We start from the raw sequence: 15,683 nt of genomic DNA, 5'->3' as shown, positions 1-15,683 counted from the left end.
CCAGGCCGGCTGCTTCGAGTTTGAAATCTGTACTGAATGATCTTCTGGTCACGCAAACACCTCATGGCTGGGCGAAGCTTAACGCCCTATCGGGGTGTCCAGAATCATTGAGCCACAACACCCTCTCCCAAAAGGGAGAGGGGATGGCCGTGCCCGCTCCTGGCTATGTGCAGCCTTCGCCACCTGCAACCCCGCCACTCCCACAAGTCCCGCAAGACAGCTCCCTCGCCCCTCCGGGGAGAGGGTTGGGGTGAGGGGACGGCCTCATCACCCCGCACAGACCGGAATCACAGCCATAGGGCGGATGAAATCCGCGCATGACCTACGCGGGTTGCACCCGCACTGCATTCTTCTTCGTCATTCCCGCGCAGGCGGGAATCCAGTGCTCTTGCCTTTGGCTTTATCGGGGCTCAAGGCTTTCTGGATTCCCGCCTGCGCGGGAATAACGGGGTGGTGGTCAGCCCAGCACAATGCAGTTCTTGCCGTTGTGCTTGGCCCGGTACATGGCTTCGTCGGCACGGATATACAGGTCGTCGAGGTCATCGCCCGGCGCCAGACTGGTCAGGCCCTGGCTGATGGTCACGCCGAAGGTCTGCTCATCGACGGTGAACTGCAGGCGCTGCACCTCGCGCTGCAACCGCTCGGCCACCTGCAAGGCCTGCTGTGCATCGCAACCGGGGAAGATGGCGGCGAATTCCTCGCCGCCGATACGCCCGAACAGATCGTCACGCCGCAACACATACGCGCCGCAATGGGCCACGCGCTGCAGCACGCGGTCGCCGATTTGGTGGCCGTAGCTGTCGTTGATCTTCTTGAAGTCGTCGATGTCCAGGAGCATGAAGGTCAGCGGCCGAGCGCTGCTGCGCGCCTCATCGAACAACGTCGCAGCCTGGTCGAAGAAGTGCCGGCGATTGTTCACCCCGGTCAGCACATCGATGGTGGCCAGGCGGTGCAGCTCGCTCTGCAGCGCTTTCTTCTCGGTGATGTCCTCGGCGATACCGACCACCAGCGGCGTGCCGTCGGCGCCACCGCGTGGGCTGACGAAGCACTTGTCGCTGAGCCAGCGGATCTCGCCATCGGCGCGAATGATGCGGTACTCGCGCTGCTCCACCGCACCCAGCTCGATGACCGAGGTCAGGCTCTGCGCGGCGAACTCCATGTCATCCGGGTAGATGCTGTTGCGCCACTCATCAAAACTGGCCATCAGCAGCGCCGGCGAGCGGCCGAACACCGTCTCGTACGCCGGGCTGACGTAGACCACTTTCTGCTGTTCCCAGTCCATCGCCCAGAACACCACGTTGATGCTGCCGAGCAAATTGCTGACCAGTTGCTCACGCTCGCGCAGGCGCTCCACCTCGCCACGGCTGTGCAACAGAGCCAGGGTCAGCTGTTCGATTTCACTGGGCTGGCTGCTGTTATCTTCCATGACCTCGACCTCGCACCTGAATCTCTCAGCCCCGAGCTTAAGCGGCTGGCCGCCGGCTGACGATGGCTGGCAGCGGTCGATGTGACGGATGGCGGAAATTTGCATACCCGACCACGCGGTCAGGAACCCTGGCGCCAATCTGCGGTATCGCCTCGATCCACTACAGGTCTAGTGTCTTTTCAGTGGACTGCGGATAATCTGCGGCCCTATACGCAGCAGTCGCAGAGCCTGTGCAAAGGCTCTTACTTGAGAGGCAACAATGGACACCCTGCACAGCATGCGCGTGTTCGTCCGGGTCATCGACACAGGCAGCTTTACCGCCGCTGCCCAGGCCTTGGACTTGTCCACCGCCCAGGTTTCGCGCCTGGTTTCCGAGCTGGAGCAACAGCTCGAAGCGCGCCTGCTGCATCGCACCACTCGCCGCCTGGCGCTGACCGAAGTGGGCGAGCACTACCTGCAGCGCTGCCGGGAGATTCTCGATCAGGTCGACGAAGCCGCTGCCCAGGCCCGCGGTGCGCACCTCAAGCCCAGCGGCCGCCTGCGCGTGCACTGCATGATCGGCCTCGGCCTGCAGCACCTGACGCCCTTGATCGCCCGCTTCCACGAGCGCTATCCCGAGGTGGTGGTCGACCTGACCCTGTCGCAGCGCGACCCCGACCTGATCGAAGACGGCTACGACGTGGTGATCGCCTTCGCCCGCGAGCTGCCCGATTCGCAGATGGTCGCGCAATTGCTCGGCCCCATGTACAGCGTGGTCTGCGCCGCCCCCGACTACCTGCGCCAGTTCGGCGTGCCGCAGACCCCCGCGGACCTGCAGCAGCACCGTTACCTGCGCCTGGTCGACCTGCTGTACCCGGACAGCTGGCTGGTCAGCGACGAGCACGGCGACTACGACGCACTGCCGCAGGAGTGTTTCCAGGTCAATATCGCCGAGTCGCTGATCCGCGTGGCCCAGGCGGGCATGGGCTTCTGCCTGTTGCCGTCGTTTGTCGCGGCGCCGCCCCTGCGTGATGGCAGCCTGCTGCGCGTGCTGCCGGAGTACCGTCTCCGTGAGCGCAATATCTATGCGGTGTACCCGTCGCGGCGCTTCCTCGATGCCAAGATCAAGTCCTGGGTGGATTTCCTCAAGGCCGAGCTGCCGCCACTGTTCACCGAGGACGAGCGGGCCACCGAAGACGCCCGGCACTGGGCTGACGCCAAAGCATTGTTACGAATCAAGCAAAGGTAATTCGCCAGATCGGCGATTTTTCCTGTCCGTTTGCCCACCTATCATGGCCTCCAGTTCGAGATCGCCAGGGCGGGACCGGATACTCCTGAAATGCCCGCCCTCACGTCGCTCTTGTCGGTTATCGCCGATCCGCCTGCCGCATCAGCCGGAATTGTGGATCGCGGCGCCGCCATACCTCCTGACGTTGATTTGTGCTCCTTATTGACGTCTTACCTTCGCCGCTCTCCCCCGAGCGGCTTTTTTTTGCCTGCCCGCAAGCCTGCCAAGAGAACCCGGGCACGCCAGCACGTGGCGGCCACTCGATCCGCACAGCACGAATCGCCCATAAATAATTAAATGGCATATCAAAATTCTTAAATAGTCTTTTTAAGAATAAAAACTCCTCCTTACTATCCGCTCCACGCCCCGTCACCCAACCGCCAGGGGCCCCTTCAAGGAGCAGAGTCATGAGCGCAACCCTCAGAAGCGTCGAAGGCCAGGACGAAGCCGGCATCCTGCGCGAAATCCAGGCAGCCCTACAGAACCTGCGTTTCGGTTCGGTGGAAATCACCGTGCACAACGCGCAGATCGTGCAGATCGAGCGCAAGGAAAAATTCCGCCTGCAAGCGCAGAGCAGCAAGCACGCCTGATCGGCGCTGCCTGCGAAACCCGACTGGACAACCGGAGGGTGTGCCCCATGAACCCGAGCATTAAGAAGGCCACGAGCATGCACACACACCGCCCCCCACGACGAATGTGTAGCTGATCGGAACGCCCAGACAGCCAACGCCATTCCCGAACAAGACCCAATACCAGGAGCTTCACCATGTCCATTCGCCGTTTCGCTCTGTCCGTACTGGCCAGCGCCCTGATCGCCAGCCCGGCCTTTGCTGCCACCGAACTGCTCAACGTGTCCTACGACCCGACTCGCGAGCTGTATCAGGAATACAACGCTGCCTTTAACAAGCACTGGCAGGCCGAAGGCCACGAAGCCATCACCATCCAGCAATCCCACGGTGGCTCGGGCAAACAGGCTCGCGCCGTGATCGACGGCCTCAAGGCCGACGTGGTGACCCTGGCCCTGGCCGGTGACATCGACGAACTGCAGAAGCTCGGCAAGCTGATCCCCGAGGACTGGCAGACCCGTCTGCCGCAGTCCAGCACTCCGTACACCTCGACCATCGTGTTCCTGGTACGCAAGGGCAACCCGAAAGGCATCAAGGACTGGGGTGACCTGACCAAGAAGGGCGTGGAAGTCATCACCCCGAACCCGAAAACCTCCGGCGGCGCACGCTGGAACTTCCTCGCCGCCTGGGCCTGGGCCAAGCAAACCTACGGCAGCGATGCCAAGGCACAGGAATACGTGAAGGAGCTGTACCACCACGTGCCGGTACTGGACACCGGCGCCCGTGGCTCGACCATCACCTTCGTCAACAACCAGATCGGCGACGTGCTGCTGGCCTGGGAAAACGAAGCCTTCCTGGCCCTGAAAGAACAAGGCGGCGACCAGTTCGAAATCATCGCACCCTCGCTGTCGATCCTGGCCGAGCCACCGGTTGCCGTGGTCGACAAGAACGTCGACAAGAAAGGCACCCGTGAAGTGGCTACCGCCTACCTCAACTACCTGTACAGCGAAGAAGGCCAGCGCATCGCCGCGAAGAACTTCTACCGCCCGCGTGATAGCAAGGTGGCTGCCGAGTTCGCCAAGCAGTTCCCCGACCTGAAACTGGTGACCATCGACAAGGATTTCGGTGGCTGGAAAACTGCTCAACCGAAGTTCTTCAACGACGGTGGCATTTTCGACCAGATCTACCAGGCGCAGTGACGCTACTGCGCTCGGTCATACTGCGTTGAAAGCCGGCTCGGGCATGCTCATTTACCGCCCGTAAACTCCGCTGCCCTCGCCGGCTTTCGCCTTGTCTGACCTTCGCTCGCAACGCGTCATTCCTTCGTCGCAAAACTAGCCAAGGCCAAAATCATGTCACGCCGCATTTCCCCCGTCATACCCGGCTTCGGGCTGACGCTGGGTTACACCCTGGTGTACCTCAGCTTGTTGGTGCTGATTCCCCTGGGTGCCATGTTCGTCCACGCCGCCCAGCTCAGCTGGGAGCAGATCTGGACCATCATCACCGCGCCGCGCGTACTCGCTGCGCTCAAACTGAGCTTCTCCACCGCCCTCGCCGCTGCCGTCCTCAACGGGATCATCGGCACGCTGCTGGCCTGGGTCCTGGTGCGCTACAACTTCCCCGGACGCAAGCTGATCGACGCCATGATCGATCTGCCTTTCGCCCTGCCCACCGCGGTCGCCGGTATCGCCCTGACTGCGCTGTATGCCCCCGCCGGGCTGGTCGGCCAGTTCGCCACCGCACTCGGCTTCAAGATCGCCTACACGCCGATCGGTATCACCCTGGCGCTGACCTTCGTCACCCTGCCCTTCGTGGTGCGCACCATCCAGCCAGTACTGGCAGATATCCCGCGTGAGGTCGAAGAGGCCGCTGCCTGCCTCGGCGCCAAGCCGCTGCAGGTGTTCCGCCATATCCTCGTGCCGGCCCTGCTGCCTGCCTGGCTGACTGGTTTCGCCCTGGCCTTTGCCCGCGGCGTCGGCGAGTACGGCTCGGTGATCTTCATCGCCGGCAACATGCCGATGAAGACCGAGATCCTGCCGCTGCTGATCATGGTCAAGCTCGACCAGTACGACTACCACGGCGCTACCACCATTGGCGTGCTGATGCTGGTGGTGTCCTTCATCCTGCTGCTGCTGATCAACCTGCTGCAGCGCCGCATCGAACGCCCGTAAGGAGGCCGCCATGTCGAGTACAACCCTGTCGGCCGCCGCTGCGGCCAACGCCGCCCGCCGCGGCAACGCCATCGGCCGCTTCGCCCTGATCGCGGGTGCCTGGCTGGCTTTCGCGATCTTCCTGCTGCTGCCGCTGCTGGTGGTGCTGCACGAAGCGCTGAAGCTCGGCCTGGGCACCTTCTTCACGGCCCTGATCGAGCCGGACGCAATCTCCGCGCTGCAACTCACGCTGTTCGCCGTGGGCATCTCGGTGCCGCTCAACCTGGTGTTCGGCGTGGCCGCCGCCTGGTGCGTGAGCAAGTACGAGTTCACCGGCAAGAGCATCCTGGTCACCCTGATCGACCTGCCGTTCTCGGTCTCGCCGGTGATCGCCGGCCTGATCTACGTGCTGCTGTTCGGCGCCCAGGGCTTCTTCGGTGAGTGGCTGTCGGATCGTGATATCCAGATCATCTTCGCCCTGCCGGGCATCGTCCTGGCCACGGTGTTCGTCACCGTGCCCTTCGTCGCCCGCGAACTGATCCCGCTGATGCAGGAACAGGGCACTCAGGAAGAGGAAGCCGCGCGCCTGCTCGGCGCCAACGGCTGGCAGATGTTCTGGCACGTGACCCTGCCCAATATCAAATGGGGCCTGATCTACGGCGTGGTGCTGTGCGCCGCGCGGGCCATGGGCGAGTTCGGCGCGGTATCGGTGGTGTCCGGGCATATCCGCGGCTACACCAACACCCTGCCGCTGCACGTCGAGATTCTCTACAACGAATACAACCACGTCGCCGCATTCAGCGTGGCCAGCATGTTGCTGGCCCTGGCCCTGATCATCCTGCTGCTCAAGCAGTGGAGCGAAGCGCGTCTGTCCCGTCTGAAATCCGCAGACGACGAGGAATAAGTCATGAGTATCGAAATTCGTAACGTCACCAAGAACTTCGGCGCCTTCCGCGCGCTCAACGACATCAACCTGGATATCAACAGCGGCGAGCTGGTGGCCCTGCTCGGCCCGTCCGGCTGCGGCAAGACCAGCCTGCTGCGTATCATCGCCGGCCTGGAAACCCCGGACACCGGCAATATCGTGTTCCACGGCGAAGACGTGTCGCAGCACGACGTGCGTGATCGCAACGTCGGCTTCGTGTTTCAGCATTACGCGCTGTTCCGCCACATGACCGTGTTCGACAACGTCGCCTTCGGCCTGCGCATGAAGGCCAAGCACGAACGCCCGAGCGAAGCGGAAATCGCCAAGCAGGTACACGAGTTGCTCAACATGGTTCAACTCGACTGGCTGGCTGATCGCTACCCGGAGCAGCTGTCCGGCGGCCAGCGCCAGCGCATCGCCCTGGCCCGCGCCCTGGCGGTCAAACCCAAGGTGCTGCTGCTCGACGAACCCTTCGGCGCCCTCGACGCCAAGGTGCGCAAGGAGCTGCGCCGCTGGCTCGCGCGCCTGCACGAGGAAGTGCATCTGACCTCGGTGTTCGTTACCCACGACCAGGAAGAAGCCATGGAAGTGGCCGACCGCATCGTGGTGATGAATAAAGGTGTGATCGAGCAGATCGGCGCACCGGGCGAGGTGTACGAGAACCCGGCCAGCGACTTCGTCTACCACTTCCTCGGCGACTCCAACCGCCTGCATATCGGCGAGGACCAGCACCTGCTGTTCCGCCCCCATGAAGTGTCGCTGTCGCGCCTGGCCGTGGCCGAGCACCGCAGCGCGGAAGTGCGCGACATCCGCCCCCTCGGCGCGATCACCCGGGTGACCCTCAAGGTCGACGGCCAGGACGAGCTGATCGAGGCCGAAGTGGTCAAGGATCACGACAGCCTGAGCGGCCTGGCCCGCGGCGAAACCTTGTACTTCAAGCCCAAGGTCTGGCAGGCGCACTCCTCGCTGTAAGCGCTGACGCAGAGCCTTCTCCTGGACAGGGAGAAGGCTCTTTTGGCATTCCCCTCGCGAACACTCATCCCTGCATAGGCAAAGCCCTTAGCACAGCCGAAAGAGTGACGAGTCTGAATCGCCAAATTTGCGGCACAAATCACTCTTTTGGCGCATCCTTTGCTATGACAAGCGCAGTAGGCTGTTGCTACTGCACTGCACGCTGTCCAGTGCCAGCAACACCGCGGCTCACAAGAATAATAAGGAGCACCACGGCATGAACCGTAACCCTTTGTTTCGTCTGTTTTTTTTGTTTATGACGGGGCTTCTCGCCAGCCTCTCGGTGCAGACATTCGCCGCACCGATGACCGCGGCCGAGCAAGTCCAGGTGTATGCCTGCCGCGCCACCAGCAGTCTGCTGCTGCTACGCGGTGAAGGCTTCCAGGAAGCCCATCTGGCGCGCCTGGAGAAGGATATTGCGAACCTGGAAACCGCTTCGCAGAGCGCCATGAGCAGCAGTTCCGAAATTCCCGGCCTGGCCACCAAACTTGTTACCCAGTTACGCCTCGGTGTTTCCTTTGGCCCCAAAGAAGACAACATGCCGTGGCGCTACCCACAAGAGCTGGCCGACTCCCTGCGCGCGCTGCTCACCGTGACCCGCGCCGTACCGGGTGCCACGCCGGAAGGCGAACTGCCCGCCAAGGTCGAATACCTCGCCGTGCAGTACCTCAGCCGCTCCTATGTCGGCAGCTTCGAAATCGCCCGCGAGCAGCAGGACAACTACCTCGGCCAGGACGAACGCATCCTGGTGCCAGCCATCGACCAGGAACTGGCCACCCTCGACGAGAAGGACAACCAGGGCGTTGCCAAGCTGAAAACCCGCTGGAACTTCCTGCGCGCCGCACTGATGGACATGAACAGCCAGAGCAACGCCCTGGCCAGCGCCTCGGGCCGCGCTTTCGCGCCGACCACGGTGGATCGCCATGCCCGTTCGCTGTCGGAACAGTGGATGTCGCTTAACCAGTTCGCTGCCGCCCCGTAAATTTGCGGGGCGGCACCCAAAGCCGGGCCATGAGCCCGGCTTTTTCATGCCCGCGATTTACTCACCGCGATACTGGCGCGCCGCCTGCAGCAGCCAATCGCGAAAGGCCCGCAGGGCTGCCGACTCGGCCTTGCGCTCGGGGATCATCAGGTAATAGGCCTTGTCGCTGCTGGCGAAGACCCGGGGGTGCGCCGGCACCAGACTGCCTTCGGCCAGTTCGCGCTGGATCAGGAAGGGCGGGATCAGCGCCACGCCCATGCCATGCGCTGCGGCCTGGGCCAGCATGGAGAACAGTTCGTAGCGCGGTCCGGTCATGTCACGCGGCACGTTCAGGCCCTGGGCGTTGAACCATTGGCGCCAGGCGTAGGGCCGAGTGGTCTGCTGCAACAGCGGCAACGTGGCCAGCTCTTCGGCACTCAGCGCGTCACTCGCGCCAAGCAGGCTCGGGCTGCACACCGGCTGCAGGCTTTCCGGCATGAGGACATGTGCCTCGGTGCCGGACCATTCGGCGTCACCGTAATAGATCGCCGCATCGAAGCCGGTGTCGGCGAACAGGAACGGCCGGGTGCGGTTGGTCAGGTGCACGGTGACTTCCGGGTGCAGCTGCTGGAATTCGCGCAGGCGCGGTAGCAACCACTGGGTACCGAAGGTCGGCACCACCGCCAGCTCGATACTCATCGCCCCCTGCTGGCCCATCAGCGCCAGGGTGTCGCGCTCCACCGCATCGAGCTGCGCCGCCACCTTGCGGCTGTAGGCCAGACCCGCGTCGGTCAGCTTGACCCCGCGCCGCGAACGGCGGAACAGCTCCAGGCCGAGGAACTCCTCGAGGCTGGCGATCTGCCGACAGATGGCACTCTGGGTCAGCACCAGCTCCTCGGCGGCGCGGGTGAAGCTCTGGTGACGGGCCGCCGACTCGAAGGCCACCAGGGCGGCGGTGCTGGGGATCTTTCGGCGCATCTATGCCATAGCCTCACTTGCAAAGGGCGAAATCGCCCAGCAAGGCTATCTCGGAGTGAGTTATCCGCACAACAGCGTGCAAAATCCTCGTTTGCCCCGTGCGCGCCACGGGCCTAGTCTCTCTCCATCGCCCGGCCATGCGCCGGCCTACAGCCACCGTTTCGAGGATTCCGTCATGGCCGCCAAGGCAAGCTTCAACTGGATCGACCCGCTCCTGCTGGACCAGCAACTGACCGAAGAAGAACGCATGGTGCGCGACAGCGCCCAGCAGTTCGCCGCCGACAAGCTGGCCCCGCGCGTGCTGGAAGCCTTCCGCCATGAGCAGACCGACCCGGCGATCTTCCGCGAGATGGGCGAAACCGGCCTGCTCGGCGCAACCATCCCCGAAGCCTACGGCGGCAGCGGCCTGAACTATGTGTGCTACGGCCTGATCGCCCGCGAAGTGGAACGCATCGACTCCGGCTACCGCTCGATGATGAGCGTGCAGTCGTCCCTGGTGATGGTGCCGATCAACGAATTCGGCAACGAAGCGACCAAGCAGAAATACCTGCCGAAACTGGCCAGCGGCGAATTCATCGGCTGTTTCGGCCTGACCGAGCCGAACCACGGCTCCGACCCGGGCTCGATGATCACCCGCGCCAAGAAGGTCGACGGCGGCTACCGCCTGACCGGCGCCAAGATGTGGATCACCAACAGCCCGATCGCCGACGTGTTCGTGGTCTGGGCCAAGGACGATGCCGGCGAGATTCGTGGCTTCGTCCTGGAAAAAGGCTGGCAGGGCCTGAGTACCCCAACCATCCACGGCAAGGTCGGCCTGCGCGCCTCGATCACCGGCGAGATCGTCATGGACAACGTGTTCTGCCCGGAAGAGAACGCCTTCCCCGACGTGCGCGGCCTGAAGGGCCCGTTCACCTGCCTCAACTCGGCCCGCTACGGCATCAGCTGGGGCGCGCTGGGCGCCGCCGAGTTCTGCTGGCACGCCGCACGCCAGTACACCCTGGACCGTCAGCAGTTCGGCCGCCCGCTGGCCGCCAACCAGTTGATCCAGAAGAAGCTGGCCGACATGCAGACCGAGATCACCCTGGCCCTGCAAGGCTGCCTGCGCCTGGGCCGGATGAAGGATGAAGGCACCGCCGCGGTGGAAATCACCTCGATCATGAAGCGCAACAGCTGCGGCAAGTCCCTGGACATCGCCCGCATGGCCCGCGACATGCTCGGCGGCAACGGCATCAGCGACGAGTTCGGCGTGGCTCGCCACCTGGTCAACCTTGAGGTGGTCAACACCTACGAAGGCACCCATGACGTGCACGCGCTGATTCTTGGCCGTGCGCAGACCGGCATCCAGGCGTTCTTCTGACGGCCTCCCCTCTCCCTCCGGGAGAGGGCCCGGGGGAGAGGGATTCCCAAGGCACTCCGAGCTGCCCGCGACACCCTCACCCCAACCCTCTAGCCACCCACACCCTACCTCCGAGGTTCCCATGTCCGGCGCCCTGTCCCACCTTCGCGTACTCGATCTGTCCCGCGTGCTCGCCGGGCCGTGGTGCGGGCAGAACCTGGCCGACCTCGGCGCCGAAGTGATCAAGGTCGAGCGCCCCGGCGCCGGTGATGACACCCGCCACTGGGGTCCGCCCTACCTGCGCGATGGCGAGGGTCGCGACACCTCGGAGGCGGCCTATTTCCTCTCCGCCAACCGCAACAAGCAATCGCTGACCCTCGACTTCACCCAGGCCGAAGGCCAGCGCATCGCCCGCGAACTGGCAAGCAAGTCCGACATCCTCATCGAGAACTTCAAGGTCGGCGGACTGGCGGCTTATGGCCTCGACTACGCGAGCCTGAAGGCACTCAACCCGCGCCTGATCTATTGCTCGATCACCGGCTTCGGCCAGGACGGCCCTTACGCCAAACGCGCCGGTTACGACTTCATGATCCAGGGCCTCGGCGGCCTGATGAGCCTGACCGGCAAGCCGGATGGCGAGGACGGCGCGGGGCCGGTGAAGGTCGGCGTGGCGCTCACCGACATCCTCACCGGGTTGTATGCCACGGTGGCGGTGCTCGGCGCCCTGGCTCACCGCGAGAAGACCGGCGAAGGCCAGCACATCGACATGGCTCTGCTCGACGTGCAGGTGGCCTGCCTGGCCAACCAGGCGATGAACTACCTGACCACCGGCACCTCGCCCAGGCGCCTGGGCAACGCCCACCCGAACATCGTGCCCTACCAGGACTTTCCCACCGCCGACGGCGACCTGATCCTCACCGTGGGCAACGACAACCAGTTCCGCAAGTTTTGCGAAGTCGCCGGCCATCGGGAGTGGGCGGACGACTCGCGCTTTTCTAGCAACAGCCAGCGCGTGGCCCATCGCGCCGAGCTGATTCCGCTGATCCGCCAGGTCACGGTGTTCAAGACCACCGCCGAGTGGGTGGCGCTGCTGGAGCAGGCCAGCGTGCCCTGCGGTCCGGTCAACGACCTGGCCCAGGTGTTCGCCGATCCGCAAGTAATCGCCCGCGGCCTGCGCCTGGACCTGCCACACCCGCTGGCCGGCAGCACGCCACAGGTGGCCAGCCCGCTGCGCCTGTCCGCCAGCCCGGTGCAATACCGCAGCGCCCCGCCGCTGCTGGGCGAGCACAGTGAGCTCATCCTCAGCCAGATGCTGGGGCTGGATGCGGCGCAGATCGCGCTATTGCGCGCCAACGGCGTGGTCTGAGCGGCAAACCGGCAACATTCGGCAACCTTTTAGCGCCCAGCCAACAGCGCTTCGAATAGCTGCATGATCGATGCAATAAGCTTCACGTTAGCCGCTATTTCACCCAAATAACTGCAGCGTAACGCCTACCATCAGCGTCGGGGCATCATCCCGATTCAGTTCGCTGATAACACCTTGGGGCGATATTAACCGGCACGCCTATCAGCCTAAGCTGAATCCTCCTATCAGCCTGCGCCCTGTTCGTGGCGCCGCGGAGCCGCCAATGCCCAACAACAAGAATGGCTACCCCTCCAGCCTGTCCGCCTGGACCACTGTGGTGATCCTGATGGTGGCCTATGTGCTGTCCTTCATCGACCGGCAGATCCTCAACCTGCTGGTCGGCCCGATTCGCCGCGACCTGGACATCAGCGATACGCAGATGAGCCTGCTGATGGGCCTGTCCTTCGCCCTGTTCTACACCATCTGCGGCATTCCGCTCGGGCGCCTGGCCGACACCAAGAGCCGCCGCGGCCTGATCGCCATCGGCGTACTGTTTTGGAGCGCCGCCACCGCCGCGTGCGGCATGGCCAAGCTGTACTGGCAGTTCCTCCTGTGTCGGGTCGGCGTGGGTGTCGGTGAAGCCGCATTGTCCCCCGCCGCCTACTCGCTGATCGCCGACAGCTTCCCACCCGAGCGTCGCGCCACGGCCATCAGCGTCTACTCGATGGGCGTCTACCTGGGCTCGGGTATCGCCTTCCTGCTGGGCGGCCTGGTGATCAAGTTCGCTTCGGCGCAGGGCGACCTGCACCTGCCGGTGTTCGGCGAAGTGCGCCCATGGCAGCTGATCTTCCTGATCCTCGGCGCCGCCGGCGTGCTGTTTACTCTGCTCATGCTGGCCGTGCGCGAGCCGGCACGCCGCGGTGTCGGCGCCGGCGTCGCGGTACCGCTGGCCGAAGTCGGCCGCTATATCCGCAGCAACCGCCGCACCGTGCTGTGCCACAACTTCGGCTTCGCCGGCCTGGCCCTGGCCGGCTACGGCAGCGCCGCCTGGATTCCGAGCTTCTTCATCCGCACCTATGGCTGGGATGCCGGCCATGTCGGCGTCGTCTACGGCAGCCTGGTGGCGGTGTTCGGCTGCGTCGGCATCGTCTGTGGCGGGCGCCTGGCCGACTGGCTGTCCAAGCGCGGCCAAGTCGACGCCAACATGCGCGTCGGCCTGTACGCCGCACTCGGCGCCCTGCCGGTGGTCGCGCTGTTCCCGCTGATGGAAAGCGCCTTCTGGGCCAGCGTGCTGCTGGCGCCGGCGATCTTCTTCCTGAGCATGCCGTTCGGCGTGGCACCGGCGGCGATCCAGGAAATCATGCCCAACTCGATGCGCGGCCAGGCGTCGGCGATCTACCTGTTCGTCGTCACCCTGTTCGGCCTGGGCCTGGGGCCCACCTTCGTGGCGCTGGTTACCGACTATGTATTCGCCGACGACCAGGCCCTGCGCTACTCGCTACTGTACGTGACCACCGCCTCCGTACTTCTCGCCATCGGCTTGCTGTGGATGGGCCTCAAGCCGTACCGCGCCAGCCTGGAACAACTGCAGCGCTGGGTACCGGAAAGCACCAGCGGCACGCCGCAGGCACAACTGAAAACCGCCTGACCCGGCCAACTCCTGCCGCCACCCGAAGCCCCGCAATGCGGGGCTTTTTTCTGCGCCATCACGGACGACTAATGACCTTTCATTCAGATCGGTGTTAGTGCCTCTACGCCAGCCCTGGCAAGCGCATTAATACTTTCGAGTGACATGGCAAATCCATCCTTGGTGCGCTTAACCCACTGTCATCCCCTGCGTAGGGTGCACTCAGTTCCACCCCCATCCACGGAGAGCCGCATGACAAAAACAACACGGCCCGGAATCTTCCAGCCACGCACCCTCGCCCTCGCTATCGCACTCGGCAGTATCGCTCCGGCATACGCCGTCAACTTCAACATCGGGGAAATCGAAGGCCAATTCGACTCCTCCCTGTCGGTCGGCTCAAGCTGGTCCACCGCCTCGCCGGACAAGGACCTGATCGGTGAAGCCAACGGCGGCACCGGCTTCACCCAGACCGGTGACGACGGCCGCATGAACTTCAAGAAAGGCGAAACCTTCTCGAAGATCTTCAAGGGCATCCACGACCTCGAACTGAAATACGGTGACACCGGCATCTTCGTTCGCGGCAAGTACTGGTATGACTTCGAGCTGAAAGACGAGAGCCGCCTGTTCAAGGACATCGACGACCACAATCGCAAGGAAGCCGCCCAGGCCTCCGGCGCGCAGATCCTCGATGCCTTCGTCTACCACAACTACCAGATCGCCGAGATGCCCGGCAGCGTACGGGTCGGCAAGCAGGTGGTGAGCTGGGGCGAGAGCACCTTCATCGGCAACAGCATCAACTCGATCAACCCGATCGACGCGGCGGCCTTCCGCCGTCCTGGCGCCGAGATCAAGGAAGGCCTGATCCCGGTCAACATGTTCTACGTGTCGCAGTCGATCACCGAGAACCTGTCCGCCGAGGCCTTCTACCAGCTCGAGTGGGACCAGACCGTTGCCGACAACTGCGGCACCTTCTTCGCCAGCGCCGACGTCGTCGCCGATGGTTGCGACAACAACTACAACATCCTCGGCCCCGGCTCGATCGCCTCGATCCAGGGCGCCAAGTCTGGCGCTTTCGGCCCAGGTGCAGCGGCTGCATTGAGCCAGGTAGGCGTCACCGACGAAGGCCTGATCGTGCCACGTGCCGGCGACCAGGATGCCCGCGACGACGGCCAGTGGGGTACTGCCCTGCGCTGGCTGGGTGAAAGCACCGAGTACGCGGCGTACTTCATGAACTACCACAGCCGTACGCCCAACGCGATCTTCACCAATGCCAGCGAAGCGGATATCACGGCTGCACTGACTACCCTAGGCGGCGCCTTGGCCCAGCCGATCCTCCTGGGCCGTGGCAGCTACGCCATGATGTACCCGGAAGATATCCAGCTCTATGGCCTGAGCTTCTCCACCACCCTGCCTACCGGCACGGCGTGGGCGGGTGAAATCAGCTACCGGCCGAACATGCCGATCGGCATCAACGGCACCGACATGACCGGCAAGCTGGCCAACACCGTGGTGGCAGGCCTGAACAGCGGCGGCTTCGCCGGTGCGCTCGACACTGCAGGTCTGGTCAGCCGTGGTTACAACCGCAAGGAAGTGACCCAGGCACAGACCACCTTCACCCACTTCTTCGATCAGATCATGGGCGCCGAGCGTCTGACCGTGGTGGGCGAAGTTGGCATGACCTCCATCGGTGGCCTGGAAAGCCGTGACGAAGTGGCCTACGGCCGCGACTCGATCTACGGCTCGCCACATGGCACCGCTGCATCGAACGTTGCCGCCCTTGAGGAATACGGTACCCACGGCTTCTTCACCAACACCTCCTGGGGTTACCGCGCGCGCGCCATCTGGGACTACAACGACGTGGTCGCCGGGATCAACCTGAAGCCCAACGTCGCCTTCTCCCATGATGTCGACGGCTACGGTCCGGTGTTCAACGAAGGCTCCAAGGCCGCCAGCGTCGGTGTCGATGCCGAGTACCTGAACACCTACACCGCGAGCCTGAGCTATACCAACTTCTTCGACGGTGATTACAACACCCTGACCGATCGCGACTTCGTCGCGCTCAGCGTCGGTATGAACTTCTAATTCGGCTGC

The 15,683-nt window shown here is 63.8% G+C and carries 13 protein-coding genes; 11 read left to right on the top strand and 2 right to left on the bottom strand.

Going from position 1 to position 15,683, the window contains the following annotated elements:
- Positions 1–457: 457 nt before the first annotated feature.
- Positions 458–1,426: a GGDEF domain-containing protein gene (locus H3H51_RS05480; RefSeq protein ID WP_183087992.1), complete on the bottom strand. Its 969-nt coding sequence runs from the start codon at positions 1,424–1,426 to the stop codon at positions 458–460.
- 259 nt (positions 1,427–1,685) lie between these two features.
- On the opposite strand from H3H51_RS05480, the gene H3H51_RS05475 reads away from it, so the two are divergent.
- From H3H51_RS05475 to H3H51_RS05445, 7 genes are all read left to right on the top strand, one after another.
- A complete protein-coding gene (locus tag H3H51_RS05475) occupies positions 1,686–2,654 on the top strand; it encodes a LysR family transcriptional regulator (protein ID WP_183087991.1) in 969 nt (322 codons plus the stop codon).
- A 446-nt stretch (positions 2,655–3,100) separates the two neighbouring features.
- Complete coding sequence (gene oscA, locus H3H51_RS05470) at positions 3,101–3,283, top strand: sulfur starvation response protein OscA (RefSeq protein ID WP_183087990.1); 183 nt, start codon at positions 3,101–3,103, stop codon at positions 3,281–3,283.
- 176 nt (positions 3,284–3,459) lie between these two features.
- Positions 3,460–4,458, top strand: coding sequence for a sulfate ABC transporter substrate-binding protein (locus H3H51_RS05465; protein ID WP_183087989.1), 999 nt, complete (start codon positions 3,460–3,462; stop codon positions 4,456–4,458).
- 153 nt (positions 4,459–4,611) lie between these two features.
- The gene (cysT, locus tag H3H51_RS05460) at positions 4,612–5,430 is read left to right on the top strand and encodes a sulfate ABC transporter permease subunit CysT (protein WP_183087988.1); all 819 of its coding nucleotides are present in this window, start codon (positions 4,612–4,614) and stop codon (positions 5,428–5,430) included.
- Between the two features lie 10 nt (positions 5,431–5,440).
- Positions 5,441–6,313, top strand: coding sequence for a sulfate ABC transporter permease subunit CysW (gene cysW, locus H3H51_RS05455; protein ID WP_183087987.1), 873 nt, complete (start codon positions 5,441–5,443; stop codon positions 6,311–6,313).
- A 3-nt stretch (positions 6,314–6,316) separates the two neighbouring features.
- Positions 6,317–7,306, top strand: coding sequence for a sulfate/molybdate ABC transporter ATP-binding protein (locus H3H51_RS05450; RefSeq protein ID WP_183087986.1), 990 nt, complete (start codon positions 6,317–6,319; stop codon positions 7,304–7,306).
- A 256-nt stretch (positions 7,307–7,562) separates the two neighbouring features.
- A complete protein-coding gene (locus H3H51_RS05445; RefSeq protein WP_183087985.1) occupies positions 7,563–8,327 on the top strand; it encodes a hypothetical protein in 765 nt (254 codons plus the stop codon).
- Positions 8,328–8,384: 57 nt separating this feature from the next.
- Here H3H51_RS05445 and H3H51_RS05440 read toward each other — a convergent pair whose 3' ends face one another.
- On the bottom strand, positions 8,385–9,284 hold the full coding sequence (locus H3H51_RS05440) for a LysR family transcriptional regulator (protein WP_183087984.1): 900 nt from the start codon (positions 9,282–9,284) through the stop codon (positions 8,385–8,387).
- 175 nt (positions 9,285–9,459) lie between these two features.
- Between H3H51_RS05440 and H3H51_RS05435 the strand changes: the two genes are divergently transcribed.
- The 4 genes from H3H51_RS05435 to H3H51_RS05420 all read left to right on the top strand — a co-directional run bounded on the left by H3H51_RS05435 (position 9,460) and on the right by H3H51_RS05420 (position 15,674).
- Complete coding sequence (locus tag H3H51_RS05435; RefSeq protein ID WP_183087983.1) at positions 9,460–10,641, top strand: acyl-CoA dehydrogenase; 1,182 nt, start codon at positions 9,460–9,462, stop codon at positions 10,639–10,641.
- Between the two features lie 121 nt (positions 10,642–10,762).
- The gene (locus H3H51_RS05430) at positions 10,763–11,986 is read left to right on the top strand and encodes a CaiB/BaiF CoA transferase family protein (protein ID WP_183087982.1); all 1,224 of its coding nucleotides are present in this window, start codon (positions 10,763–10,765) and stop codon (positions 11,984–11,986) included.
- A 262-nt stretch (positions 11,987–12,248) separates the two neighbouring features.
- Positions 12,249–13,613 carry a spinster family MFS transporter gene (locus H3H51_RS05425; RefSeq protein WP_183087981.1) on the top strand — a complete coding sequence of 455 codons (1,365 nt, stop codon included), beginning with the start codon at positions 12,249–12,251 and terminating at the stop codon, positions 13,611–13,613.
- Positions 13,614–13,844: 231 nt separating this feature from the next.
- Entirely contained in the window at positions 13,845–15,674 is a 1,830-nt protein-coding gene (locus H3H51_RS05420) for a DUF1302 domain-containing protein (RefSeq protein WP_183087980.1), read from the top strand.
- Positions 15,675–15,683 lie beyond the last annotated feature (9 nt).

This window comes from Aquipseudomonas ullengensis (genome assembly GCF_014174475.1).
Taxonomy (GTDB): Bacteria; Pseudomonadota; Gammaproteobacteria; order Pseudomonadales; family Pseudomonadaceae; genus Aquipseudomonas; species Aquipseudomonas ullengensis.
The sequence above is the reverse complement of the archived record's forward strand: the minus strand, read 5'-3'. Positions and strand labels throughout refer to the sequence as shown.

What these genes read in the sequence shown, in the direction of transcription:
- H3H51_RS05480 (WP_183087992.1), bottom strand. Translation starts at nt 1,426, where the DNA reads ATGGAAGATAACAGCAGCCAGCCCAGTGAAATCGAACAGCTGACCCTG.
- H3H51_RS05445 (WP_183087985.1), top strand. Translation starts at nt 7,563, where the DNA reads ATGAACCGTAACCCTTTGTTTCGTCTGTTTTTTTTGTTTATGACGGGG.
- H3H51_RS05430 (WP_183087982.1), top strand. Translation starts at nt 10,763, where the DNA reads ATGTCCGGCGCCCTGTCCCACCTTCGCGTACTCGATCTGTCCCGCGTG.
- H3H51_RS05420 (WP_183087980.1), top strand. Translation starts at nt 13,845, where the DNA reads ATGACAAAAACAACACGGCCCGGAATCTTCCAGCCACGCACCCTCGCC.
- H3H51_RS05465 (WP_183087989.1), top strand. Translation starts at nt 3,460, where the DNA reads ATGTCCATTCGCCGTTTCGCTCTGTCCGTACTGGCCAGCGCCCTGATC.
- H3H51_RS05440 (WP_183087984.1), bottom strand. Translation starts at nt 9,284, where the DNA reads ATGCGCCGAAAGATCCCCAGCACCGCCGCCCTGGTGGCCTTCGAGTCG.
- cysW (WP_183087987.1), top strand. Translation starts at nt 5,441, where the DNA reads ATGTCGAGTACAACCCTGTCGGCCGCCGCTGCGGCCAACGCCGCCCGC.
- H3H51_RS05425 (WP_183087981.1), top strand. Translation starts at nt 12,249, where the DNA reads ATGCCCAACAACAAGAATGGCTACCCCTCCAGCCTGTCCGCCTGGACC.
- cysT (WP_183087988.1), top strand. Translation starts at nt 4,612, where the DNA reads ATGTCACGCCGCATTTCCCCCGTCATACCCGGCTTCGGGCTGACGCTG.
- H3H51_RS05450 (WP_183087986.1), top strand. Translation starts at nt 6,317, where the DNA reads ATGAGTATCGAAATTCGTAACGTCACCAAGAACTTCGGCGCCTTCCGC.
- oscA (WP_183087990.1), top strand. Translation starts at nt 3,101, where the DNA reads ATGAGCGCAACCCTCAGAAGCGTCGAAGGCCAGGACGAAGCCGGCATC.
- H3H51_RS05435 (WP_183087983.1), top strand. Translation starts at nt 9,460, where the DNA reads ATGGCCGCCAAGGCAAGCTTCAACTGGATCGACCCGCTCCTGCTGGAC.
- H3H51_RS05475 (WP_183087991.1), top strand. Translation starts at nt 1,686, where the DNA reads ATGGACACCCTGCACAGCATGCGCGTGTTCGTCCGGGTCATCGACACA.